The 22,589-nt window shown below is 71.0% G+C and carries 21 protein-coding genes; 8 read left to right on the forward strand and 13 right to left on the reverse strand.

The annotated features are described in order from the left end of the window. Positions 1-7 precede the first annotated feature (7 nt). The 3 genes from KV100_RS17115 to KV100_RS17125 form a co-directional block, all read right to left on the reverse strand. A complete protein-coding gene (locus KV100_RS17115; protein WP_220344302.1) occupies positions 8-961 on the reverse strand; it encodes an ABC transporter permease in 954 nt (317 codons plus the stop codon). A 37-nt stretch (positions 962-998) separates the two neighbouring features. Then, complete coding sequence (locus KV100_RS17120) at positions 999-2,591, reverse strand: ABC transporter substrate-binding protein (RefSeq protein ID WP_220344303.1); 1,593 nt, start codon at positions 2,589-2,591, stop codon at positions 999-1,001. Between the two features lie 85 nt (positions 2,592-2,676). Beyond that, entirely contained in the window at positions 2,677-4,773 is a 2,097-nt protein-coding gene (locus tag KV100_RS17125) for an MMPL family transporter (protein WP_220344304.1), read from the reverse strand. Positions 4,774-4,967: 194 nt separating this feature from the next. Here KV100_RS17125 and KV100_RS17130 point away from each other — a divergent pair, with 194 nt between their 5' ends. Continuing rightward, complete coding sequence (locus KV100_RS17130; protein ID WP_220344305.1) at positions 4,968-6,182, forward strand: sensor histidine kinase; 1,215 nt, start codon at positions 4,968-4,970, stop codon at positions 6,180-6,182. Next, positions 6,179-6,871, forward strand: coding sequence for a response regulator transcription factor (locus KV100_RS17135; protein ID WP_308291468.1), 693 nt, complete (start codon positions 6,179-6,181; stop codon positions 6,869-6,871). Before KV100_RS17130 ends, KV100_RS17135 begins: the two co-directional genes overlap by 4 nt. A 9-nt stretch (positions 6,872-6,880) precedes the next feature. Here KV100_RS17135 and KV100_RS17140 read toward each other — a convergent pair whose 3' ends face one another. The 4 genes from KV100_RS17140 to KV100_RS17155 are packed head-to-tail and all read right to left on the reverse strand — an operon-like array spanning position 6,881 to position 10,472. Continuing rightward, a complete protein-coding gene (locus KV100_RS17140) occupies positions 6,881-8,674 on the reverse strand; it encodes a DUF429 domain-containing protein (RefSeq protein WP_220344306.1) in 1,794 nt (597 codons plus the stop codon). 48 nt (positions 8,675-8,722) lie between these two features. Beyond that, positions 8,723-9,946, reverse strand: a complete 1,224-nt coding sequence (locus tag KV100_RS17145; protein ID WP_308291469.1) for a sigma-70 family RNA polymerase sigma factor — start codon at positions 9,944-9,946, stop codon at positions 8,723-8,725. Continuing rightward, positions 9,943-10,284: a YciI family protein gene (locus tag KV100_RS17150; RefSeq protein WP_220344307.1), complete on the reverse strand. Its 342-nt coding sequence runs from the start codon at positions 10,282-10,284 to the stop codon at positions 9,943-9,945. The genes KV100_RS17145 and KV100_RS17150 overlap by 4 nt, the downstream gene beginning before the upstream one ends. Further along, positions 10,281-10,472: a hypothetical protein gene (locus tag KV100_RS17155; RefSeq protein WP_220344308.1), complete on the reverse strand. Its 192-nt coding sequence runs from the start codon at positions 10,470-10,472 to the stop codon at positions 10,281-10,283. Before KV100_RS17155 ends, KV100_RS17150 begins: the two co-directional genes overlap by 4 nt. A gap of 75 nt (positions 10,473-10,547) precedes the next feature. On the opposite strand from KV100_RS17155, the gene KV100_RS17160 reads away from it, so the two are divergent. Continuing rightward, positions 10,548-10,940, forward strand: coding sequence for a rhodanese-like domain-containing protein (locus tag KV100_RS17160; RefSeq protein WP_301022931.1), 393 nt, complete (start codon positions 10,548-10,550; stop codon positions 10,938-10,940). Here KV100_RS17160 and KV100_RS17165 read toward each other — a convergent pair. Continuing rightward, the gene (locus KV100_RS17165) at positions 10,930-13,395 is read right to left on the reverse strand and encodes an ABC transporter permease (protein ID WP_220344309.1); all 2,466 of its coding nucleotides are present in this window, start codon (positions 13,393-13,395) and stop codon (positions 10,930-10,932) included. The two genes, KV100_RS17160 and KV100_RS17165, sit on opposite strands and share 11 nt — an antisense overlap. Next, positions 13,395-14,123 carry an ABC transporter ATP-binding protein gene (locus tag KV100_RS17170; RefSeq protein ID WP_220344310.1) on the reverse strand — a complete coding sequence of 243 codons (729 nt, stop codon included), beginning with the start codon at positions 14,121-14,123 and terminating at the stop codon, positions 13,395-13,397. Before KV100_RS17170 ends, KV100_RS17165 begins: the two co-directional genes overlap by 1 nt. 110 nt (positions 14,124-14,233) lie before the next feature. Between KV100_RS17170 and KV100_RS17175 the strand changes: the two genes are divergently transcribed. From KV100_RS17175 to KV100_RS17185, 3 genes are all read left to right on the forward strand, one after another. Continuing rightward, positions 14,234-15,487, forward strand: coding sequence for a sensor histidine kinase (locus tag KV100_RS17175; RefSeq protein ID WP_220344311.1), 1,254 nt, complete (start codon positions 14,234-14,236; stop codon positions 15,485-15,487). After that, the gene (locus KV100_RS17180) at positions 15,475-16,146 is read left to right on the forward strand and encodes a response regulator transcription factor (RefSeq protein WP_220344312.1); all 672 of its coding nucleotides are present in this window, start codon (positions 15,475-15,477) and stop codon (positions 16,144-16,146) included. Before KV100_RS17175 ends, KV100_RS17180 begins: the two co-directional genes overlap by 13 nt. A 162-nt stretch (positions 16,147-16,308) precedes the next feature. After that, a complete protein-coding gene (locus KV100_RS17185; RefSeq protein WP_220344313.1) occupies positions 16,309-17,364 on the forward strand; it encodes a zinc-dependent alcohol dehydrogenase family protein in 1,056 nt (351 codons plus the stop codon). 154 nt (positions 17,365-17,518) lie between these two features. Here KV100_RS17185 and glnA read toward each other — a convergent pair whose 3' ends face one another. Then, positions 17,519-18,937, reverse strand: coding sequence for a type I glutamate--ammonia ligase (glnA, locus tag KV100_RS17190; RefSeq protein ID WP_220344314.1), 1,419 nt, complete (start codon positions 18,935-18,937; stop codon positions 17,519-17,521). Between the two features lie 219 nt (positions 18,938-19,156). On the opposite strand from glnA, the gene KV100_RS17195 reads away from it, so the two are divergent. After that, positions 19,157-19,570, forward strand: coding sequence for an RDD family protein (locus tag KV100_RS17195; protein ID WP_220344315.1), 414 nt, complete (start codon positions 19,157-19,159; stop codon positions 19,568-19,570). Position 19,571: 1 nt separating this feature from the next. On the opposite strand, the gene KV100_RS17200 is transcribed toward KV100_RS17195, so the two are convergent. From KV100_RS17200 to lipB, 3 genes are read right to left on the reverse strand one after another with little or no spacing between them, the layout of a single operon-like run. Further along, positions 19,572-20,288 (reverse strand): DUF4191 domain-containing protein, encoded by a 717-nt coding sequence (locus KV100_RS17200; protein WP_220344316.1) that lies wholly within the window; start codon positions 20,286-20,288, stop codon positions 19,572-19,574. Between the two features lie 38 nt (positions 20,289-20,326). Further along, on the reverse strand, positions 20,327-21,262 hold the full coding sequence (gene lipA, locus KV100_RS17205; RefSeq protein WP_220344317.1) for a lipoyl synthase: 936 nt from the start codon (positions 21,260-21,262) through the stop codon (positions 20,327-20,329). Between the two features lie 45 nt (positions 21,263-21,307). Further along, a complete protein-coding gene (lipB, locus tag KV100_RS17210) occupies positions 21,308-22,027 on the reverse strand; it encodes a lipoyl(octanoyl) transferase LipB (RefSeq protein ID WP_220344318.1) in 720 nt (239 codons plus the stop codon). A gap of 100 nt (positions 22,028-22,127) precedes the next feature. On the opposite strand from lipB, the gene KV100_RS17215 reads away from it, so the two are divergent. Then, the gene (locus KV100_RS17215; protein WP_220344319.1) at positions 22,128-22,568 is read left to right on the forward strand and encodes a hypothetical protein; all 441 of its coding nucleotides are present in this window, start codon (positions 22,128-22,130) and stop codon (positions 22,566-22,568) included. Positions 22,569-22,589 lie beyond the last annotated feature (21 nt).

Genomic DNA, 22,589 nt, shown 5'->3' on the forward strand with positions numbered 1-22,589 from the left:
CTCCGGGTCACCGGACTTCCGTGCGGCGCAGCCGCGGATCGGCGGCGGTCTGGACCACGTCGATGGTGCGGGTGAGGAGGATGAAGGCGACCGCGAACACCAGGACCCCGGCGAGGATGGCGCCGCTGTCGCGGAACGTCACGGAGTCCACGAACCAGGCGCCGACCCCGGGCCACCCGAACACCGTCTCGACGACCACGCTCCCGGTGAGCAGCGTCCCCAGCTGGAGGGCGGTGACGTTGAGCGTCGCGCCCACCGCGTTCGGCAGGGCGTCCCGCACGGTGGGCGACCAGGCGGCGACGCCGCGGGCGCGGGCGGCTGTGACGTACTGCTGTCGGAGCGCCTCGCTCAGCGAGACCGCGACCACCCGGCTGATCGTCCCGGCAGCGGGGATCGCGAGCACCAGCCACGGCATGATCCAGGACACCGGACCAGACTGGCCCGAGGTGGGCAGCAGGCTGAGGCGCTCGGAGAAGACCGCGATGAGCACGAAGCTCATCCAGAACGTCGGCACCGACACCCCCACGAGTGCCACCGCGCGCAGGACACCCGGCAGCGGCCCGCGTCGGACGACCGCAGCGACGATGCCGGCGCCGAAGCCCATGACCAGGGCGAGGAGGGCACTGCCAAGGCCGAGGAACACCGTACGGGGCAGCTTCTCGCCGGTCTCGGCAGCGATCGGACGCCCCGACCGCTCGGAGCGGCCGAGGTCGCCGCGCAGGGCACGGGTGAGCCAGACGCCGTACTGGGCGACCACCGACTCGTCCAGCTTGAGCTCGCGACGGATCCGCTCGATCTGCTCCTGGCTCGCTCCGGGCCCCGCCTGCCGGACGGCGATCGACGTGGCCGTGCTGCCCGGCGTCACCCGGATCAGCGAGAACGTCCCGAACGTGAGCACCAGCAGTACGACGACAGCCGAGAGCACGTGACCCGTCAGTGCCTGCCGTCGTCGTCCGTCCATCACCTCGGCCCCTCCCAACCCGTCCGTCGGCTGCCGGTCAGCCGAGGGTCACGTGGGTGAGGTCGAGGCGGTACTCGTGCGGCGGGACGCGGAACCCGTCGACCTTCGAACGCACGGCGTAGTAGCGAGGGGGATGGGTGATCGGGACGAACGCCACGTCCCGCTCCAGGAGGTCGTAGACGGCCTGGTAGGAGGAGTCGCGCGTGGCCGGGTCACCCGCCGAGACCGACCGGTCGACCAGGGTGTCGAGCGCGGGGGAGCTCCAGGTAGGGGTGTCGGCCGTGCTGGACAGGAACGACAGCGCGCTGTTCGCCGGGTCGTACGGCGCTCCGTAGGTGGTGGAGAAGGCCAGGTCGAACCGACCCGCAGCCTGCTGGTCGAAGTACGTGGCGCCGTCGACCACGGTCAGCTCGACCTCGATGCCGATCGTGGCCAGCGCGTCCTGAAGGGCCTGCCCGGTCGTCCGCGAGTCGGTCATCCCGTGGACGGGGTCGGACACCAGCAGCAGCTCGAGCCGGAGCGGGCGACCGTCCTTGGCCCGGGTCGAGCCCTTCATCGTCCATCCCGCCCTGTCGAGCACCCGCTCCGCCTCGTGGGGGTCGTACCGTCGCGTCGTCGGGGTGCCACTGTGGGGCACGGAGGGCGGGAAGTAGCTGCGAGCGACGTACTCCTTCCCTCCGTAGAGCACGTCGTTGATCGCCTCCACGTCGGTGGCGAGGGACACCGCCTCACGGACCGCTCGCTCGGCGAGCGGGCCGCGACGGTTGAAGGTGAGCGACATCGTCGTGTCCGGGTCGCCGGTCACCAGATCGAGCGACGGGTCGTCGGCGATGCTGGCGGCCTCCACGGCGTTGATCGGGGACAGGTACCCGCCGCCGATGAGGTCGACCTCGCCCGCACGCAGCGCCGAGAGTCGGGTCTGCGAGTCCGGGATGACCCTCATCTCGACCCGCTCGATCTCCGGCTCGGGTCCCCAGTAGTCGTCGTTGCGCACGAACGAGCCCGAGGTGTCGGTCGAGGAGACGACCTTCCACGGACCTGTCCCGACCGGCTCGCGGTACGAGCCGCCGGGAGCCGCGGCCGGACTCAGGAACCGCACCGGGCGGACGATCGTCAGCTCCTGGAGCAACGGGGGGTACGGCGCCGACAGCCGAAGGACCAGCGTGTGGGAGGCCGGTGTCTCGATCGAAGAGATCGCCCGGGAGCCGCCGAGGAAGGCGAACTTCTCCTTGCCGACCCACTGCTCGAGGTTGAACTTCGCCGCCGCGGCGTCGAAGTCGGTGCCGTCGTGGAACCGCACGCCCTCACGGAGCGCGAAGGTGACCGTCAACCCGTCGCCGGACACGTCCCAGGACTCCGCCAGCGCCGGCTCCAGCGCACCACCCTCGCCGTAGGCGATCAGCGGCTCGTACACCAGGTCCAGCGCATGGAACTGGCCCACGAAGTCCCACGGGTCCAGGATCCCCACCGGCTCCATGGTCGCCACCCGGATCGTCGTCCTCGCGCCCGGCTCGGAGGATCCACCTCCGGCTCCGCACCCGGCCAGCGCGAGGGCCGCGGCCACGATCGCGACGAGGCCGCGGACCCCTCCCCGACGGAGTCGTCGGTCGCTCTGGAGCGCTCCGCGCATCGCGTTGCCACCGCCCTTTCAGGCCGCCACGGATCGCACAGTTGCGAGGCCGACGTTGTTGCGAATGACTTGCAGCAACCCTAGGTCACGCCGGTGCCTCCTGCCCGCGGTTTCGGGAAGGAGAGCTTCTCCTCGGCATCCACCACGCACGGGCACCCAGGAGACCCATCACCGCAGGGACGGCGAGGCACCTGATCACCAGGGCGTCCAAGAGCACGGCGACCGCCATGGCGAAGCCCATCTGCTGCAGCATCCGGTCGGGTGACAGGACGAACGACCCGAACACGACGACCATGATCGCGGCCGCCGCCGTGATGACGCCGCCGGTGTGGGCCAGCCCTTCGCGAACCGCCAGGCTCGCGTCCCCGGTCCGCAGCCATTCCTCCCGCATCCGGGAGAGCAGGAAGACCTCGTAGTCCATGGAGAGCCCGAACACGATCGCGAAGACGAAGACGGGCAGGAACGCCTCGATCGGACCGGCCTGCGCTCCGAGGTATCCCTCCTGGAAGACGAGCGTCATCGCGCCGAGCGCCGCGCCGATGGAGAGGACGTTGAGCAGCGCCGCCTTGACGGCGACGGCGACCGATCGGAAGACCCACATCAGGAGGAGGCTGGACAGCCCCACGACGCAGAGGACGAACACAGGGAACCGGTCGGCCATCGTGTCGGAGAAGTCGACGTACGCCGCGGTGGCGCCACCCACGAGATGCGGTTCGCCGAGATCGTCTCGGAGGGCGGTCACCAGGTCTGCGGTCGCCTCGTCCTGAGGGCCGGTCGTCGGCTCGGCCCGGATGAGGAACAGACCGTCGGCGACGGCGACCGGCGGTGACACCCGGTCTCCGATGATGCCGGGGTGCGAAGCCAGCTCGGCGTACGCCGACCGCGCCTGGTCCTCCGTGCCCTCGGTGACGACGACCAGCGGACCGTTGGCGCCAGGCCCGAACTTCTCGCTGACCAGGTCGTACGCCGCCCGCGCGGTCGTGCTCTCGTCGTCGGTGCCGGCGTCGCTGAAGCCGAGGTTCATGCTCCCCGCCGGGATCGCGAGCGCTCCGAGTGCGACGACGGAGACGACCAGGGCCGGCCAGGGCGCGCGTTGCACCCACCATGCCCAGCGGCGCCAGACCTGACCGGTGCCGCGGCCCCGCTTCGCGGCATGCCGGTGGACCCGCTTCTCGATCCGTCTGCCGAAGAGGCTCAGCAGCGCGGGGAGGAGGGTGACGGAGGCGAGCATCGTCACGAGGACGGTGAGGGCGACCGCCGTGACGGCACCTTCGTACGCGTCGACGCCGAGGGTGAACAGGCCCCCAAGGGCGAGGATCACGCTGGCGCCGGCGAACAGCACCGATCGTCCGGCCGTGTCGAGCGCGACGCGGCTTGCCCGGTCCCTGCCGGCCCCGGCGAGCAGCTCGCTGCGGTACCGGCTGAAGATCAGCAGGGAGTAGTCGATGCCCACGCCCAGACCGACCAGCGCCAGCATGGCGGGGGTGTAGCTGGGGATGGTGAGCACGTGCGACAGCAGGACCGTCAACCCGAGGGTGGACCCCACCGCGAGCACGGCGGTGATGAGCGGCAGACTCGCCGCCAGGAACGACCCGAACATCAGCACCAGGATCACCACCGCCGCGAGCAGCCCGACCGCCTCGGCGGTCGACCCCCCACCGCCCTCGACCTGCCGTACGCCGGCACCGGAGAGCTCGACCTGCAGCGGGCCCGAGTCGTACGACCCGGCGACCTCGATGAGCTCCTCGTAGGTCGCGGGCGGCGCGTCGCCCGTCCTGCCCTCGAGCGTGACCTCGACGAGACCCACCGTCCCGTCGCTCGAGACGGTGCCTCGCTGCGCGTCCGGCGGCGTGACGGACTCGACCTGGTCCACGGCGGCGAGGTCACGGGTCAGGGCATCGAGGTCGACGTCGCTGGCCCAGCCGCCGTCGTCGTGCAGCACGACGACGACGGTGTCGCCCGAGCGGGTCGGGGCATGCGTCTCGAGCAGGTCGGCGACCTCTTGCGACTGCGTGTCGGGGAGGGAGAAGTCGTCGTCGTACGCATCGCCGACCGCCTGGCCGGCGAACGTCGCTGCGACGAGCAGGACCAGCCAGCAGGCGAGAGCGGTCCAGCGGTGGCGGCCGGCGAAGCCGGCCAACCGTTCCATGCGGGTACGGCGGTCTGGCACAGCCTCGGTCATGGGCTCGGTGTGAGTCGGAGGTGGCGTCATGACACCGATGGTCGCGAGCATCCACGCGGTCCCGCGTCCTCCGTCGGACGTCTCTTCCTCGTGCGTGGGACGTGCGCTCCGGGCTCGCACGTACGCCCGTCGACGTACGTGGTCGCGCTTCTCGACGGAGCCGCGACCCGGTCGCCGGACCGTAGGATCGGTTCATGCTCACGATCGAGCGTCTCGACCGCTACCGCCTGCCCGCACGGGCGCAGGACGCGGTGCTCGCGCTCGTGGTGGTGGTCCTCCAGGTCCAGGGCACGGTGAGCAAGGTCGAGGCCGAGCCGGCGACGGTCATCCGCCCGCTCGCGGACTTCGGAGGGCTCGGCCTCGTGCTGCTCGCGGCGAGCGCGGCCGCCCTGGTCGTACGCCGCCGGTGGCCGGTGGCGGTGTTCCTCGCGACCGCGCTCGCCAGCGTCACGTACTACTCCCTCGACTACCCCGACGGTCCGGGGTGGATCGCGCTCTTCGTGGCGACCTACACGCTCACCGCGCTCGGGGACGGCCACCGGTCCCTCGCTCTGGCGGCGTCCGTGATCATCGTGATGAGCGTCGTGTGGCTGGTGGCGGGTGCCGACGTCGAGCCGAGGGCCGCGGTCGGCTGGATCTTCTTCCGGATCGGCGCGACGGTGATGAGCGCGGCGCTCGGCGAGAGCGTCCGGTCGCGGCGGGTGATCGCGGCCGAGGCCCTCGAGCGGGCCGAGCTGGCCGAGCGGACGCGTGAGGAGGAGGCACGCAGGAGGGTCGACGAGGAGCGGCTGCGGATCGCCCGGGAGGTCCACGACACCGTGGCCCATGCCATCGCCGTGATCAACGTCCAGGCGGGCGTCACCGCGCACGTGCTCGATCGGCGACCCGATGAGGCGCGGGCGACCCTCGAGGCCATCGAGCGCACCAGCTCGCGGGCTCTCGACGAGATGCGCGCGATCCTCGGGGTCCTGCGCGACGACCGGGACGACCGCGCGCCACAGCCGGGCATGGCCGATCTCGACGAGCTCACTCACACCGCGCGCGAAGCCGGCCTCGACCTGACGTTCGAGCGCACCGGCGCCGACGTACCCGTGTCGAGCGCGGTCGGAGGGGCGGTCTACCGGATCTTGCAGGAGTCGGTCACGAACGTGATCCGGCACGCGGGGCCCACGAAGGTCACCGTCGCGCTGAGCTGCGACCACCGCACGGTCGAGCTCCGGGTCGCCGACGACGGCCGGAATGGCGGCATCAGGCCCGGGGCGTCGCCGGGAGAGCCGGGGAGGGGCCTCCGCGGGATGCGCGAGAGGTGTCAGCTCCTCGGCGGTGACCTCGACGCTCGCCCGACGCCCGCCGGCGGCTTCCAGGTGGTCGCGAGGCTGCCGCTGACGCCCGGGACGGTCGTCCCGTGAGCGGCGGTGACGGCGCGACCGACGGTCGACCGATCCGTGTGCTCCTGGTCGACGACGAGGGCCTCGTCCGCTCTGGGCTTCGGCTGCTTTTGGAGGTCGAGGACGATATCGCGGTGGTCGGTGAGGCGAGCGACGGAGCCGAGGCCGTACGCCTCGCGCTCGCCCACCGCCCGGACGTCGTCCTCATGGACATCCGGATGCCCCGGGTCGACGGGATCGAGGCCACGCGGGGGATCGCCGCGATCGAGGGTCTCCGCGACGTCCGCGTGCTCATCCTCACCACCTACGACACCGACACATACGTCTTCGAGGGCCTGCAGGCCGGTGCCAGCGGGTTCCTTCTCAAGGACGCCGGTCCGGCCGAGCTGCTGCACGGCATCCGCGTCGTCGCCGCCGGTGAGGCGCTGCTCGCCCCGCGGATCACGCGACGGCTCATCGCCGAGCTCGCCGTACGCCGCCAGGCCGCCCAGGCCTCCGACGAGCGGCTCGCCGTCCTCACCGACCGTGAGCGCGAGGTCCTCGCGCTGGTCGGCAAGGGGATGAGCAACGGCGAGATCGGTGGCGAGCTCTTCCTCAGCCCTGCCACCGCTCGCACCCACGTCAGCCGTGCGATGACCAAGCTCGGAGCGCGGGACCGCGCGCAGCTGGTCGTCGTCGCCTACCAGACAGGGCTCGTCGGCACCGAGTGACCGTCGGAGTCACCCGTCGGGGTCACCCGCCGAGGACGGGCCGTCGGACATCTTGGCGAGCCGCGCGCGCAGGAGCGGCACGCGGTGCGCGTTCCCGTGCAGCGCGATGTACTGCTCGCCGTATTCCCGCAGGAGGGCGTCGTCGAGCCTGCGCACGGCGCCCGGTGGGTAGCGGTAGGCCATCCGCTCGGTGACGGCGGCGACGTCGACCGAGCGCAGGATCTCGCCCAGCTCGGTGAGCGAGGTGATCCCCAGCTCCAGCACCAGCCCGGCGATCCAGTCGTAGTGGTCGGGCCGTGACCAGCCCGCGTCGGGATAGCGGTCGGCCAGGAACGCGGCGAGGTCGCGAGGCGTGATGCGGGGGTCCTCCCCGCCCTCGTCGAGCCCGGGATCGGTCAGCGAGCCGCGGAGGCGCTCCCGGATCGTGGAGAACTCGCGGTCGGCCAGCTCCAGCAGCCCGGCCGCCAGGGTGAATCGGCGGTCGAGGTCGGGGACGTGCTCGTCGGGGACGGTGCCCTTGTAGCGGATGTCGTGCTCGAACTCCGCCCACGCGTGCTGCAGCACCGTCCTGACCTGCACCTGGGCACGGAGCCCGGCGAGGTCCGGGTGCTGGGCGTCACCGTCCGCCCCGAGGCTGATCAGCAGGTGTCGGCTCGCGTACCCGAACCGGCCCTCGCTCGCCGTCTCCCGCCCCATGTCGCGGTCGTCGTGGACGACGACCTGGTCGTCCAACAGGTCGACGACGGCCTGGACGTCGCTCTGCACGTAGGTGATGACCCGGATCCCGATCTGGTCGGTGATCTCGCGGAGCGGGTCGGTGAAGACGGGCTCCCCGTCGGCCGTACGCGTCGCCTTGTCGGCGAAGGACGCGACTGACTTCGCACGCCCGGTCACCGTCAGGTAGTTGATGCCGGCGTCGTCGAGGATCGAGGTCACCAGCCGCACGAACTCGGCAGCGGATGCCCGCAGCCGCGGTTGCCGCTCGGCGTACTCGCGCACGGCTGACCGGGGATCGCGGGTGGTGGGCGCGACGATCCGCTTCGCCCGTGGCGCGGGGCTCAACCCCTCGGGGAGGCTCGGCGTGACGATGTAGCCCGTCTCGAAGTCCCCGTACGTGGTGGTCTCGTCCGGGCGCCGGGTCGCGAAGAGACCGACGTACGCGCACAGCACCGCGTCGACCTGGTCCTCCACCACGCGGAGCGTGCTCTTGCGCTCGGCCGCCTCGGCGGCCTCGCGCAGGGCGCGCCACGTGTCCCCGGCCTCGGCCGTGTCCACGACCAGACGCGGGTCGGCGGCGCTGAGCCCTTCGATGAGGCCGAGCAGCACGATCAGCTCGGTACGGAGCTGCTCGAGGTCGCGCCCGGGCTTGTTCTTGTACTTCAGCGTCCGACCCAGTCGGAAGAGGGCGACCGTCGCCGGGTGCGGATAGACCTCGATGGCCCGGCGAGCACGCCCCGAGCGCGGGTTCATGTCCACCCCGAGTCGCGCCGCGAGTCGTGCACCGCGGGGCTTCTCGGAGAACTCGGGCTTGGCGGTGTTGGACGGGTGAGCGCCGGCGTCGAAGCGCGCGAAGTCCCGGTTGAGCGCGGCCTCGGCGGGCCGGTTGCCGGAGGCGTTGGTGACGATGAGAGGTGCGTCGATCGCCACGAGGCAGTCACCCGCGGTGTACGGCTCCAACGCCTCGGTGATCTCGTCGTCCGTCCGTGCCGCGGACACGTGCACCAGGTGCCCCGTCGCGTCGATGACCGCGAGGCCCGTCGGCTTGCGCTCACCCCACGCGAGGTCGACTCCGACGAAGTACATGAGGCACAGCCTGCCCCATCGCGCGCGTCGTGCCTCGGCCGGTCGCTCTCACGTCGGTGTGCCGAGCTCCGCGGTCCTTCGGGCGAGGTGGTCGCGTTCGGGCTGGTTGCGGGCGAGCGCGTGTGCCTCCTCGTACGACGTGCGAGCCTCGTCGGCGTGTCCGAGCCGGCGCAGCAGGTCGGCCTTGACGGCCGGCAGGAGGTGGTTGCCCTGCAGCGCGCCGCTCCCCTCCAGCTCAGCGACCAGCGTCAGTCCGGCCTCCGGCCCCTCGGCCATGCCGACCGCGACGGCGCGGTTGAGCGCGACGACGGGCGACCGCGCGAGCTCGGCAAGCTGCCCGTAGAGGCCGGCGATCCGTCTCCAGTCGGTGCTCGCGGCTGTCGGCGCGGCAGCGTGGCACGTCGCGATGCGGGCCTGGAGGACGTACGGGCCGGCGGCGCGCGTGCGCGCCAGGAGAGCACGGCCTTCCCCGATCGCTCGGGCGTCCCACCGGGACCGGTCCTGCTCCTCGAGGGTGACGATCCGCCCGTCGGCGTCGACCCGCGCGTCGCGACGGGAGTCCTGGAGCAGGAGGAGCGCCGCCAGTCCGAGCACCTCCGACTCGTCCGGCATGAGGGTGGCGAGCACTCGGCTGAGCCGGATCGCCTCCTCGCACAGACCTCGCCGTAGGAGGTCGTCACCCCGAGTCGCGGCGTAGCCCTCGGTGAAGAGGAGGTAGACCACGGCGAGAACGCCGCTGAGTCGTTCGGCCCGGAGGTGAGGGGGTGGGACCCGGAAGGGGATGCCGGTCGCGCGGATCTTGTGCTTGGCGCGGACGAGCCGCTTGGCCATCGTCGGCTCCGGGACGAGGAACATCCGCGCGATCTCGGCCGTGGTGAGGCCGGCGACGGTGCGCAGGGTGAGTGCGACGCGGCCCTCCAGCGGCAGCGCCGGATGGCAGCAGGTGAACATCAGCCGCAACCGGTCGTCCGGCAGGTCGTCGTCGACGGCGACCTCCTCCACTGCCGGCGCGGCCGCGACCTCCTTCAGCTTCGACGCCTCGGTCGTCGCCCGGCGCAGGCGGTCGAACGCGCGGTTCCGGGCGACCGTGGTGAGCCAGGCGACGGGCGCGTCGGGGACCCCGTCGCGTGGCCACACCTCCGTCGCCCGCGCGAACGCGTCCTGCGTGCACTCCTCGGCCAGGTCCCAGTCGCCGGTGGTCCGGATGAGCGTCGCGACGATCCGCGCCCACCCCGAGCGGAACGCCTGCGTGAGGGCTGCGTCGACGGTCACGGGCCCCAGAACGGCCGAAGCTCGATCGTGCCGATCGTCGCGACCGGGTGCGAGGCGGCGACCTCGAGCGCCTCGTCGAGATCGGCGCACTCCAGCACGTCGTACCCGCCGACCTGCTCCCTCGTCTCGGCGAAGGGTCCGTCCGTCACGAGCAGCTCACCGTCACGGGAACGGACGCTGGTGGCCGTCTCCGTACGGGCCAGACGGTTGCCCTCGAGGCGTACGCCGCGCTCGGTCGCTTCTCGGACCCAGGCTTCGGTCGCGGTGTTGATCGCTGCGGTCTCCTCCGGCGAGAGGTCGAGGTTCTCGTCACCACAGATGAACATGAGGTACTTCATCGGTCCTCCTGCGGCGGAGCGTAGTCCGCGCGCCGCCAGCTCCGCAACGACTTGAGTCGGCGCCGGCGGCGGGCGCGCCGCTCGGCACGCCGCGCCCGCTCACGCTCGAGGCGGGCGACACGGCGGTGTGCCTCGTCGAGAACCATCTCCGGGTAGGTCTCCGGCGTCGTCGGGATGTAGATGTACATGGTGGTCTCCTTGCTCGTCTTTGCCTCTTGACGAACAGGAGGTGCCGCCATGGACACCGCGGTGAGAATGGTCTGGTGAGCGACCTTCAGGTTTCTGCCGTCGATCGGCTGCTGACAGACTGCCGCCGACACATCGACCGGGTGCAGCCCGCGGATCTCGAGCGAGAGGCGGCCGCTGGCGCACTCGTCGTCGACATCCGGCCGAGCGAGCAGCGAAGCACCGACGGCCCGCTGCCGGGCGCTGTGGTGATCGACCGCAACGTCCTCGAGTGGCGGCTCGACCCGACCAGTCCGCACCGGCTGGTCGGCCACGACGATCCGGGTCGTCGCATCGTGCTGGTGTGCAACGAGGGGTATGGGTCGAGCCTGGCGGCGTACACGCTCACCCGGCTCGGGCTCCGCGACGTCGCCGACCTCGTCGGTGGCTTCGAGGCCTGGTCGGAGTCTCGCGACATCGTCACCCCATGACCGGTCGCTGCAGGATGCGTCGCGTGGCGGCACGCATCGAGCCCGTCGCGATGAGCGCCACGACGATGCTGGCCGCCGGGATCAGCCACAGTGGGCCCTGCGGCCAGGGTCGGCCCACCACTCCCAGGGCGAGCACGGACATCGGGAGCACCGACAAGATCAGGCCCGCGGTGATCGCCAACGCCGAGATCAGCGCTGCCTCGCGGGTCACCATCGCCCTGATCTGCCGTGGTGTGGCGCCGACCATCCGGAGCAGGGCGAGCTCCTCACGTCGTCGTCCCGTGGCGGTGCGCAGGCTGTTGCCGACCGCGACCAGCACGTAGCCGAGCATCGGCACCAGGACGATCAGGCTGATCCAGCGGTCCACGTCCGACGCCCCGTTCAGGGACGACCCGGAGGCCACCGCGTGGGCGGGGTGGTCCTCGGCCCACGCGGTGACGGCAGCGCTGTCGCCGTCGACGAGCACGGTGTCGAGCGACCGTGCCAGGCCGTGGGACGTCAGCAGGTCGGTCGAGGCGATCACGCCGCCGAACCCGAAGCCTCGGCGATACGTGGCCACGACGAGGGGATTCACGGCCACGCCGTTGCCGAGGCGCAGCTCTGTCCGGTCGCCCACAGCGACGCCCCATCGTCGTGCGGCGTTGACGTCCAGGGCGATGCTGTCGCCGCGCAGATCAGCCAGGTCACCGGCAGCGACGTCGAGGTCCAGCACGTGTGGTGCCTCGGGTCCGACGCCCAGCGCGGGGTATCGCTCTGCCGTCGCATCACCGAGCGTCCTGCTCGTACGCAGCACGGTGGTCGGGACGAGAGGCACCGCGGCGTCGACCCCGGGGGTCGCGGCGAGAGTGGTGACGTCGCCCGCCGTGAGCGGACCGCTGATCCGCATATCGGCGATCATGCCCGCCGACTGCTCGGCGCGGGTCACGTCCTCCAGGGTCGACTGGGCGTACACCTGCGTGAGCGTGAGGCCGATCGCGAGGGCCAGCACGCTCACCGACCCGGCGGTCCGCAGTGCGTAGGCGTGGGTGTTGTTGAGCGCCAGCCAGCCGGTTGCGCTGGTTCGGCCGTCGCTGCGCCGCGCCAGCCGGCCGGTGATCGTGCGCGCGAGTGCCGGCCCGGCGACGGCGAGCCCCACGATGCCGAGCAGGGTCCCGCTGACCGCGGACAAGAAGGCCTCCTCCCCGGGTATCACCAGGGCGAGGAACGCCGGGGCAAGGGACGCGGCGATGAGCGTCAGTCCGGTCGCGGTCCGGATCCGCGACGGGCGGCGAGGCTCGACCTGGGCGTCTCCCATCGCCTCCGTGGCCGGGCGTCGCGACGCCCGCCAGACAGCGAGGCGGGCGGCGCACTGGACGACCAGCAGGGTCAGCGCGGCCACGGTGAGGCCGGCGATCGGCGTGTACGCGACCGGCAGCGCCGTGGAGACGACGCCGGCCCGGGCCAGCTCGTCGCAGAACCACCCGGCGAGGACGTAGCCGAGTGCCACACCGGGCGCCAGCCCGACCAGCGCTGCCAGGCTCGCCTGCCTGGCGACCAGACTCCTGATCTGGCGCGGGGTCGCTCCCACCGCACGCAGCAACGCGAGCTCGCGGCGTTGGTTGGCCACCGAGATCGCCAGGGCGCCCGCGGTGATGAAGCCGACCAGCAGCAGAAGGATCCCGGCCAGCGAGGCGGCCAGCTCCAGCAGCTCGCCCCGGGCGTTGCCGATCGCGAGCGACTCCACCGCGCCTCGGGCGTCGCCTGTCGTCACGGTGTAGTCACCGCCGACGGCGTCCTCGATGTCGGCGGCGACCTCGGCGGTGTCCGCGTCCTCGCTCAACCCGACCGCGATGAGGTCGCTGACACCGTCGGGCAGAGGAGCCAACGCCGCCGCCTCCACCGGCGCCAGGTGGACGGCTCCGGGGGAGTCGACGATGCCGGTGATTCGTACGCTCCGGTGCGCGTCGCCGACGGTCAGGTCGAGACGGTCACCGACGGCGAGCCCGGCCGACTCGGCGGCCTCTTCGTTGACCACGACGTCGCCGGTCGTGCGCGGAGCGGTCCCACGGAGTGCCGGATCGCCCAGGGCGGCAACCGCCCAGCTGTGGGCGTCGTCGGTCACGGTGCGGTCGCTGCCGGGAGCGGTGAGCGAGACCGGGAACGTCACGTCGGCGGCCGCGGCTGCTACCTCCGGGACGTCGGCGATCCGGCCGGCGAGGGCGGTGGGAACGGGGGCGCGTTCGGTCAGCCGTACGTCGAAGTCCTCGACGACCTCGACCTGCTGGGGGGCCGAGACCAGCACCGCGGCGCCGGCGAGGCGCTCAGGCGGTGCCTGCGCACTGAGGCTCGTCTCGGTGAGCACGGCGCCGGCCGAGATGAGCGCGGTTCCGCCGAAGATGGCGAACGCGACGGCGAGCAGGGCGCCGAGGTGCCCCCGTGCGAGCGCGCGGGCCGGGAGTCGGGTGGAGGCGGGCATCATCGGGCTCCGACCAGGGTTCCGGCGAGCATCTCCGGCGTGGGGTCCACCAGGTAGTCCTGGATGCGACCCTCGTCCATCACCACCGTGGCGTGGGCGCGGTGCGCGGCAAGGGGATCGTGGGTCACCATCACCACCGTCTGACCGACGTCGTCGACGAGGTCACGCAGCAGGCCGAGCACCTCGCTCGCCGTACGAGCGTCCAGGGCGCCGGTCGGCTCGTCGGCGAAGACCACCTCGGGGCGAGCCGCCAAGGAGCGCGCGATCGCGACGCGCTGCTGCTGCCCACCCGACAGCTCGGCGGGACGGCGTCGCAGGAACGGTCGCAGGCCGATGCGATCGATCACCTCGGCCAGCCATGCGTCGTCGCCGTCGGTTCCGGCGACTCGCAGCGGGAGGCGGATGTTCTCCTCCACGCTCAAGGAGGGCAGCAGGTTGTACGACTGGAAGACGAACCCGACCGCCCCGCGGCGGAGGAGCGTGCGCTCGGTCTCGTTCAGCCCGGAGATCTCGCGACCGCCGATGACGACCTGGCCCGAGGTCGGCGTGTCCAGACCGGCTGCGCACTGCAGCAACGTCGACTTGCCGGAGCCGGACGGGCCCATCACGGCGAGGAAGCTGCCTCGCGGGACCTGCAGGCTGACCCGGTCGAGGGCGTGCACGGGGCCGTACGTCTTGGTGACGTCGCGCAGCTCCAGCGCGTGGATCGAGGGAGTGTGAAAGCTCATGTCTCGACGGTAGGAACGGCGGGCCGCCAGGCCCATCCAGCCACCTGGTCAACCGACGGTACAGCCCGCTGTACCGACCTCTGGTGCGCCGGAGGGTAGCGTGACGGCCGATGGACAGCGAACAGGCGACGGGCCCCGGGCGGAGCCTCCGCGGCCGACTGCGCGATGCGGTGCACAGCACCGGCTATACCGCCTACGGCGCGGGCATCGGGCTCCTCGCTGCGGCCAGCCTGCCGTTCGGGATCGTGGTCGCCGTCCTGTGGTTCCTGCGCGTGGGTCGGCGCCTGGTCCTGCCCTCCCTCGCGTGGCTGCGCTGGTTGAGCGATCTCGAACGTGAGCGTCTGCGACGGCTGGGCTACGTCGTCGACGAGCCGCTCAGCCGGAGCGGGTCCCCCGAGGAGCAGGCCGCTGACCCGGCCACGAGACGGGAGCTCGGCTGGCTGGTGATCCACGGGACGTTCGGGGTCTTCCTTGGCGCGGTGGTCGTGCAGCTCTTGCTGATCACCGTGCACGACCTCGCGTACCCGCTGTGGTGGCAGTACGTGGGCGTGGGGGAGCAGGAGCTGCTGAACGGGTTGCTGCCGGCGAGCAGCGACAGCCGTGCGCTCCTCGGGCCCCTGATCGCGGTGATCGCCTTCGCGCTCTGGTTCGTCGGGGCGCCTCGTCTGCTCCGGTGGCAGGCGGAGCCCGGCCTGCGCCTGCTCGGTCCGCCGCCGGGCATCGATCTCTCGGCGCGGGTGGCCCAGCTGACCGCGACGCGGGCCGCGGCCCTCGACGCCCACACGGTTGAGCTGCGCCGCATCGAGCGCGCTCTGCACGACGGGGCGCAGAACCGGGTGGTCGGAGTGGCCGTGCTGATCGGCGCCGCGCGCCGCGAGGTGCCGCGCGATCCCGTCCGGGCCGAGGAGATCCTCGCGCGTGCTCAGGACACCACGGAGGACGCACTCGCCGAGCTGCGAGCCGTCGTCCGCTCGATCCTGCCGCCGGTGCTGGAGAACCGCGGCCTCGCGGGAGCCGTCAACGCGCTTGCCGCCGACTGTGCGGTGCCCTGCACGGTGACCATCGACGTCCCGGTGCGCTGCCCGGCCAGCGTCGAGGCGACCGCCTACTTCGTGGTCGCCGAGGCGTTGACCAACGTGTCCAAGCACAGCCGGGCAGATCGGGCCGAGGTCGAGGTGCGCCTCGACGCCGGCCGGCTGCACGTGCGGGTCAGCGATGACGGGCGCGGGAGCGCGGACCCGGCCGACGGTACGGGTCTGGCCGGCATCATCCGCCGGGTCGAGGCGCTCGACGGCCGAGCCTGGGTGACCAGTCCACCTGGGGGACCGACGGAGGTAGGGGTGGAGCTGCCGTGCGGATCGTGATCGCCGAGGACGACACCCTGCTGCGGGAAGGGCTGAGTCTGGTGCTGCGCGGGGAGGGTTTCGACGTCGTCGCCGCCACCGGTGACCCGGACTCCTTCCTGGCAGCGGTCGCCGACCATCGGCCCGACCTCGCGGTCGTCGACGTACGGATGCCGCCGACCCACACCGACGAAGGGATCAAGGCCGCCGTCGCAGCACGGCGTGCCCATCCCGAGCTGGCGGTCCTGGTCCTCTCGGCGTACGTCGAGCAGAGCTTTGCCACCGACCTCCTGGCCGACGGCACGGAGCGGGTGGGCTACCTGCTCAAGGAGCGGGTGGGTCGGGTGGAGGCGTTCGTCGAGGCCCTGCAGCGGGTGGCCGACGGCGGTACGGCGATCGACCCTGAGGTGGTCGCCCAGCTGTTCGCCCAGAAGCGTTCCGGCGACCCGCTCGAGCGGCTGACAGCGCGTGAGCGTGAGGTGCTCTCGGTGATGGCCGAGGGACTGGGCAACGCGGCCATCAGCGAGCGCCTGCACATCACCGACAACGCGGTGCACAAGCACATCCGCAACATCTTCATGAAGCTGGACCTGGCTCCGGACGACCACACCGACCGGCGGGTGGCGGCCGTCCTGCGCTACCTCGACGGTTCCCCCGGGTCACCGAGCGCGTCCACCTAGACAGGCATCGCCGCGAAGGCCTCGACGCGTGTGACAGGGCAGGTATCCGCTTCCGGGGAGATAGTGGGCTAGAGACCGAGGTTTGTTGTGACGCTGGTGACGGCACCAGTGGACCCGGAACTCGCGGCCGCATCAGGCGACCGACACATCTCAGGGGGAGAAATGAAGGCACTGGTCTACCACGGCCCCGGCAGCAAGGCTTGGGAGGACGTTCCCGATCCGCGGATCCAGCAACCGACCGACGTCATCGTGCGGATCGATACGACCACGATCTGCGGCACGGACCTGCACATCCTCAAGGGCGACGTGCCGGCGGTCACGGAGGGCCGGATCCTCGGTCACGAGGGGATCGGCACCGTCACCGAGGTGGGCTCCGCGGTCTCCACGGTGGCCGTCGGCGACCGGGTGCTGCTCTCGTGCATCAGCGCCTGCGGCGCCTGCTCGTACTGTCACCAGGGCCTCTACGCGCACTGTCTGGCCGACGAGGGCGCCAGCGGCATCGGCTGGATCTTCGGTCACCTCATCGACGGCACCCAGGCGGAGCTGGTCCGTGTGCCGTTCGCGGACAACTCCGTCTACAAGCTGCCCGAGGGCGTCAGGGACGAGGCCGCAGTCATGTTGTCCGACATCCTCCCGACCTCGTTCGAGATCGGCGTCAGGTACGGCAAGGTGAAGCCTGGCGACGTGGTCGCCGTGGTCGGCTCCGGGCCGATCGGCCTGGCCGCGATGATGACCGCCACCCTGTACGGCGCGGCCCGGATCATCGCGCTGGATCTCGACGCCAACCGGCTGCAGCAGGCGCTGAGCTTCGGGGCGACCGACGTCGTCAACAGCGGCGACCCCGACTGGCGAGAGCAGGTGCTCGCGATGACGGACGGGCTTGGCGTGGACGTGGCGATCGAGGCCGTGGGCATCCCGGCGACGTTCGACGCCTGCACCACGATCATCCGGCCCGGTGGAACCATCGCCAACGTGGGCGTGCACGGAGCGCCGGTGGAGCTGCAGCTGCAGGACCTGTGGATCATGGACATCGCGATCACGATGGGCCTGGTCAGCACCTCGACCACGCCGATGCTGCTGAAGCTGGTCGCCCAGCACAAGCTGGCGGCCGAGAAGTTCGCGACCCATCACTTCAAGCTCGACGAGATGATGGACGCCTACGACACCTTCGGCCGCGCCGCGGAGACCAAGGCGCTGAAGGTCGTGATCTCCCGCTGAGTCACGCGGGAGCTGCAGGCCCCGGCGTCCGGGGCTCACGGCAGGGCAGCAGATCCACGAAGAACGGCCCCTGACGCTGGAAGACGTGGGAGGGCGTCTTCACAGGTCAGGGGCCGTTTCAGGCACCTGTCAGGCGGCCGTCAGGCCACGCGGATCAGATGTCGTAGTAGAGCTCGAACTCGTGCGGGTGCGGACGCTGCTGGATCGGCAGGATCTCGTTCTCGCGCTTGTACTCGATCCACGTCTCGATCAGGTCCGGCGTGAAGACGTCGCCCTGGGTGAGGAACTCGTGGTCGGCCTCGAGCGAGTCGAGCACGGCGTCGAGCGAGGTCGGCACCGACTCGATCTGGTTGTACTCGTCCGGCGGCAGCTCGTAGATGTTCTTGTCGATCGGCTCCGGCGGCTCGATCTTGTTCTTGATGCCGTCGATGCCGGCGAGCAGCAGGGCGGAGAACGCGAGGTACGGGTTCGCCGACGGGTCGGGGCAGCGGAACTCGATGCGCTTGGCCTTCGGGTTCGAGCCCGTGATCGGGATGCGCACGCACGCCGAGCGGTTGCGCGAGCTGTAGACGAGGGCGATCGGCGCCTCGAAGCCCGGCACCAGACGGTGGTACGAGTTCACCGTCGGGTTGGTGAACGCGAGCAGCGACGGCGCGTGCTTCAGGATGCCGCCGATGTAGTAGCGCGCCATCTCCGAGAGGCCGCCGTAGCCCGCCTCGTCGTAGAAGAGCGGCTCGCCGTCCTTCCAGATCGACTGGTGGCAGTGCATGCCCGAGCCGTTGTCGCCGAAGATGGGCTTCGGCATGAAGGTCGCCGTCTTGCCGGCGGCCCAGGCGGTGTTGCGGATGATGTACTTGAACTTCATCACATCGTCGGCCGCCTTGAGCAGCGTGTCGAAGCGGTAGTTGATCTCCGCCTGACCGGCCGTGCCGACCTCGTGGTGCGCGCGCTCGACCTGCAGGCCGGCGTCCTCGAGGTGGAGGACCATGTCGTTGCGCAGGTCTGCGAAGTGGTCGGTGGGGGAGACGGGGAAGTAGCCGCCCTTGTAGCGCACCTTGTAGCCGCGAGCCTCCTCCTCGGCGCCGGTGTTCCAGGCGCCGGCGATGGAGTCGATCTCGTAGAAGCCGCGGTTGGCCGACGTCTCGAAGCGCGCCTTGTCGAAGACGTAGAACTCGGCCTCGGGGGCGAAGAACGCCGTGTCGCCGATGCCGGTGCTCGCGAGGTAGGCCTCAGCCTTGCGGGCGATGTTGCGCGGGTCGCGCGAGTACGCCTCGCCGGTCAGCGGGTCGTGGACGAAGAACTCGAGCGCGAGGGTCTTCTCGGGGCGGAACGGGTCGATGTAGGCGGTCGCCGGGTCCGGGAAGAGCGCCATGTCGGACTCGTGGATCGCCTGGAAGCCGCGCACCGAGGAGCCGTCGAACATCAGCCCGTCCTCGAACACCGACTCGTCGAACGACGACACGGGCACCGTGAAGTGCTGCTGGATGCCGGGAAGGTCGGTGAAACGGACATCGACGAACTTGACGCCCTCGTCCCTGATGTAGGCCAAGAGCTCGTCGCGGTTTGAGAACATGAAGCCTCCTCGGCCGGGGCACGATCAGGCCGGCCGTCGTGTGCGGGGGGCGAACTGGGGCACGTCGCTGTGTTCCACGAACGTAAGCAGAGCCAGTTACCCATCCATGACCCGAATGTTTCCGCCATGTTACGAAGTGCGGATCACGGCCGCGAACGCGCCCCCAGACGTACGACGCGACGACCAGGTCGCTCGGGACCCCCACGTAGGGTTGTCGACGTGTCCACGAGCATCCCCACCATGTCGATGCCGGAGGTCGCCGGGTTCGGCCGCCGCGTCGTCGCCCTGCTGATCGACTGGTTCGTCGCGCTGTTCACGGCGGCGCTGGTGACCAACTCACCCGCGTTCGGCGCCGGCTCCCTGAGCGGCTGGTGGACGCTGCTGGCGTTCTGGCTGCAGGTCTCGCTGCTCGATGCGACGCTCGGCTTCTCGATCGGCAAGCGGATCGTCGGCATCTGCGTCGTCGGGCCGGACGGACGTCCGATCGGTCTGCGGGCATTCGTCCGTACCGGCATGATCTGCCTGCTGGTGCCGCCGCTGCTCCAGAACAAGGAGGGCCGTGGCCTCCACGACGTGGTCGCCCGCTCCGTGATCACCTACATCCGGCCGCGGAGCACGCCGCCTGCCGGCTAGGTCAGCGGCCCTGCATCATCCGACGGGCGCCCTTGCCGCTGGTCGGGATCGGGCCGCGGGGAAGGGGCGCCTGCGGCCGCATCGCGTCGAGCGCCTTGAGCTTGTTGAGCACCGGGGTGATCTGGGCCGGCTTCAGGGCGCGCTTGGACTTGCGGATCGAGGTGACCAGCTTGGGGAGCGGAACCTCGCCCTTGTCGGTGTCGCGGCCGACGACGACGGTCGTCACCGGGACCTCCTCACCGACGATGCGGACCGTCTTCTTGCGCTCGACGGCAAGCAGGTTGCGGACGCGGTTGGGATTGCCCTCGCCGACGAGCACGATCCCCGGCGGACCGACGACGCGGTGGACGACGTCCTGGCTCTTGGTGAAGGCCACGGCCTGGTCGACCTTCCAGCCGCGCTTGAGCATCCCGAGCGCACCGGCGGCGGCGCCGACCTGGCCCTCCACCTGCGCGTAGGCCGCCTTCTCAGCGCGACGCCCGAAGACGATGAGCGCGGCGAGCACACCGGTCAGCACCGAGAGCAGCGAGACCAGGATGATGCCGAGGAGGCTGCCCTTGCCACCGAGGAACCAGCCGAGCGCGAACACTGCGCCACCGACGACCAGGAACCAGGCGAGGAGCCTGAGACCGATCGTCTTGTCGGAGCGCTTGGTGATCGTGTAGGCGGACCGGATCTGCGCGAGGCGACCCTGCGGCGGCGAGTCAGGTGTGGACATGCCTCCCAGGGTACGCGGTCGCCGACCGCCCTGGGGCCTCAGGCCGTCGCGGTCGTGCGCGCCTCGATCGCCTGCTTGTAGAGCCGTCCGGCGCGGTAGGACGACCGGACCAGGGGGCCGGACAGGACGCCCGCGAAACCGATCTCCTCGGCCTCGGAGCCGAGCTCCACGAACTCCTCCGGCTTGACCCACCGCTCCACCGGGTGGTGGCGGACCGAAGGACGGAGGTACTGCGTGATGGTGAGCAGCTCGCAGCCTGCGTCGTGCAGGTCGCGCATCGCCTGCGAGATCTCGTCGCGGGTCTCGCCCATCCCGAGGATCAGGTTGGACTTCGTGACCAGCCCGTACGCGCGGGCCTGCGTGATCACGTCCAGCGACCGCTCGTAGCGGAACGCCGGCCGGATGCGCTTGAAGATCCGCGGCACCGTCTCCACGTTGTGGGCGAGCACCTCCGGACGCGAGGAGAAGACCTCCTCGAGCAGCTCCGGCTTGCCGTTGAAGTCCGGGATCAGGTTCTCGACGCCGGTGTCCGGGTTGAGCTCGTGGATCTTGCGGACGGTCTCGGCGTACAGCCAGGCGCCGCCGTCGGGCAGGTCGTCGCGGGCGACCCCTGTGATCGTGGCGTAACGGAGGCCCATCGTCCGGACGCTCTCGGCGACCCGGCGGGGCTCGTCACGGTCGAGAGCCTCGGGCTTGCCGGTGTCGATCTGGCAGAAGTCGCAGCGCCGGGTGCACTGCTCACCCCCGATGAGGAAGGTGGCCTCGCGGTCTTCCCAGCACTCGTAGATGTTGGGGCAGCCCGCCTCCTGGCAGACGGTGTGAAGGCCTTCGGACTTCACGAGCTTTTTGAGCTCGGTGTATTCCGGACCCGTCTTGGCCCGGGTCTTGATCCACTCGGGCTTCTTCTCGATCGGTGTCTCGGCGTTGCGGGCCTCGAGACGGAGCAGCTTGCGTCCTTCGGGTGCGATCGTCACGTCCTTCACCCTACGTGCCTGCGGGTGATCACACGGGGAGGGCCGTCAGAGGTGCGGAGAGAGGCCGTACGAGACGGTGGCAGCCGGAGCCGCGTGCGCGAGATCAGGGCTGGCCGTGTACGGCTCCCAGGCGAGCAGATCACGCAGGTGGGGCTCGAGGGCGTCCGCGACCTCGGTGGTGCTGACCGTACGGTCGAGCTCGAGGCTGAGCGAGGTGACGCCCGCGTCGGCGATGCCGCACGGGACGATCTTGGCGAACCAGTCCATGTCGACGCACGCGTTGAGAGCCAGACCGTGCATCGTGACGCCACCCGCGACGCGGATGCCGATCTGGCCGAGCTTGCGCTCGGGGCCGCGGTCGTCGGCCGCGACCCAGACGCCGGAGCGCCCCTCGACCCGTCCGCAGGTCACACCCAGATCGGCGACGGTCCGGATCATCGCCTCTTCGACCCGCCGGACGTAGTCGACGACGAGGACGTGCGGGGGGAGCTTGACGATCGGGTATCCGACCAGCTGCCCGGGGCCGTGGAAGGTGATGTTGCCGCCACGGTCGATGTCGACGACCTTGCTGCCGTCGCGAGGCCGCTCCCAGCCCTCGGTGCGCTTGCCGGCGGTGAAGACGGGGGAGTGCTCAAGGAACAGGACGACGTCACTGCGCCGGTCGGCGACGCGCGCTGCGTGCAGCTCACGCTGCAGCGCCCACATCTCCTCGTAGTCGGTCTCGTCGGACCCGAGCCCGATCCTGCGGACCTCCAGCGCGCTCACGACCTCACCCTAACGCGGGTCGTGCACTGCCTCGAGCGGTCACCGCACGCCCTGTGGACGACCGCCGCGGGGACAGGGCCGAGTGCGGAATGCTGGTGCGATGGATCCGGTCAGCATGATGTGCGCGGCGATGGCGATCGCGGGGCCCGTCGCGCAGAGTGCCACGTGGATGGATCGCCTGGCGGTGCTCGACGACGGCCGGTCGGCCGCGTTCGTCCGCGCTGACCCGAGCCTGCTCGACGACGTGTACGCGCCCGGCAGCGCGCAGCGGGCCGACGACGAGCGTCTCGTACGGGACTACGCTGCGCGAGGGCTCGAGATCGACGACGTCCGGTTCGAGCTGCTGGGCTTCGAGGTGGAGAGCGCGACCGGGACGCGAGCCGTGCTCCGGGTGGTGGACCGGCTCGAGCCGGTCCGAGTGCGTCGCCCGGGCGGCTCCTGGCGTCTCTTGCCGAGGGACGGCGCGACCGACCGCCGCATCGTGCTCGTACGGACGTCGGTGGGCTGGCGCATCGCGACGGTCCACCGGCTGGCCGGCTGACGTCGGTGTCGTCCGTGTCGC

The sequence above is a fragment of the Mumia sp. zg.B21 genome (genome assembly GCF_019550855.1).
Taxonomy (GTDB): domain Bacteria; phylum Actinomycetota; class Actinomycetes; order Propionibacteriales; family Nocardioidaceae; genus Mumia.

Coding starts and splice junctions, on each gene's coding strand:
- glnA (WP_220344314.1), bottom strand. CDS start 18,937: ATGTTCTCAAACCGCGACGAGCTCTTGGCCTACATCAGGGACGAGGGC.
- KV100_RS17155 (WP_220344308.1), bottom strand. CDS start 10,472: ATGTACATCTACATCCCGACGACGCCGGAGACCTACCCGGAGATGGTT.
- KV100_RS17185 (WP_220344313.1), top strand. CDS start 16,309: ATGAAGGCACTGGTCTACCACGGCCCCGGCAGCAAGGCTTGGGAGGAC.
- KV100_RS17140 (WP_220344306.1), bottom strand. CDS start 8,674: ATGTACTTCGTCGGAGTCGACCTCGCGTGGGGTGAGCGCAAGCCGACG.
- KV100_RS17120 (WP_220344303.1), bottom strand. CDS start 2,591: ATGCGCGGAGCGCTCCAGAGCGACCGACGACTCCGTCGGGGAGGGGTC.
- KV100_RS17125 (WP_220344304.1), bottom strand. CDS start 4,773: ATGACCGAGGCTGTGCCAGACCGCCGTACCCGCATGGAACGGTTGGCC.
- KV100_RS17200 (WP_220344316.1), bottom strand. CDS start 20,288: ATGTCCACACCTGACTCGCCGCCGCAGGGTCGCCTCGCGCAGATCCGG.
- KV100_RS17150 (WP_220344307.1), bottom strand. CDS start 10,284: ATGAAGTACCTCATGTTCATCTGTGGTGACGAGAACCTCGACCTCTCG.
- KV100_RS17115 (WP_220344302.1), bottom strand. CDS start 961: ATGGACGGACGACGACGGCAGGCACTGACGGGTCACGTGCTCTCGGCT.
- KV100_RS17170 (WP_220344310.1), bottom strand. CDS start 14,123: ATGAGCTTTCACACTCCCTCGATCCACGCGCTGGAGCTGCGCGACGTC.
- KV100_RS17130 (WP_220344305.1), top strand. CDS start 4,968: ATGCTCACGATCGAGCGTCTCGACCGCTACCGCCTGCCCGCACGGGCG.
- KV100_RS17175 (WP_220344311.1), top strand. CDS start 14,234: ATGGACAGCGAACAGGCGACGGGCCCCGGGCGGAGCCTCCGCGGCCGA.
- KV100_RS17215 (WP_220344319.1), top strand. CDS start 22,128: ATGGATCCGGTCAGCATGATGTGCGCGGCGATGGCGATCGCGGGGCCC.
- KV100_RS17165 (WP_220344309.1), bottom strand. CDS start 13,395: ATGCCCGCCTCCACCCGACTCCCGGCCCGCGCGCTCGCACGGGGGCAC.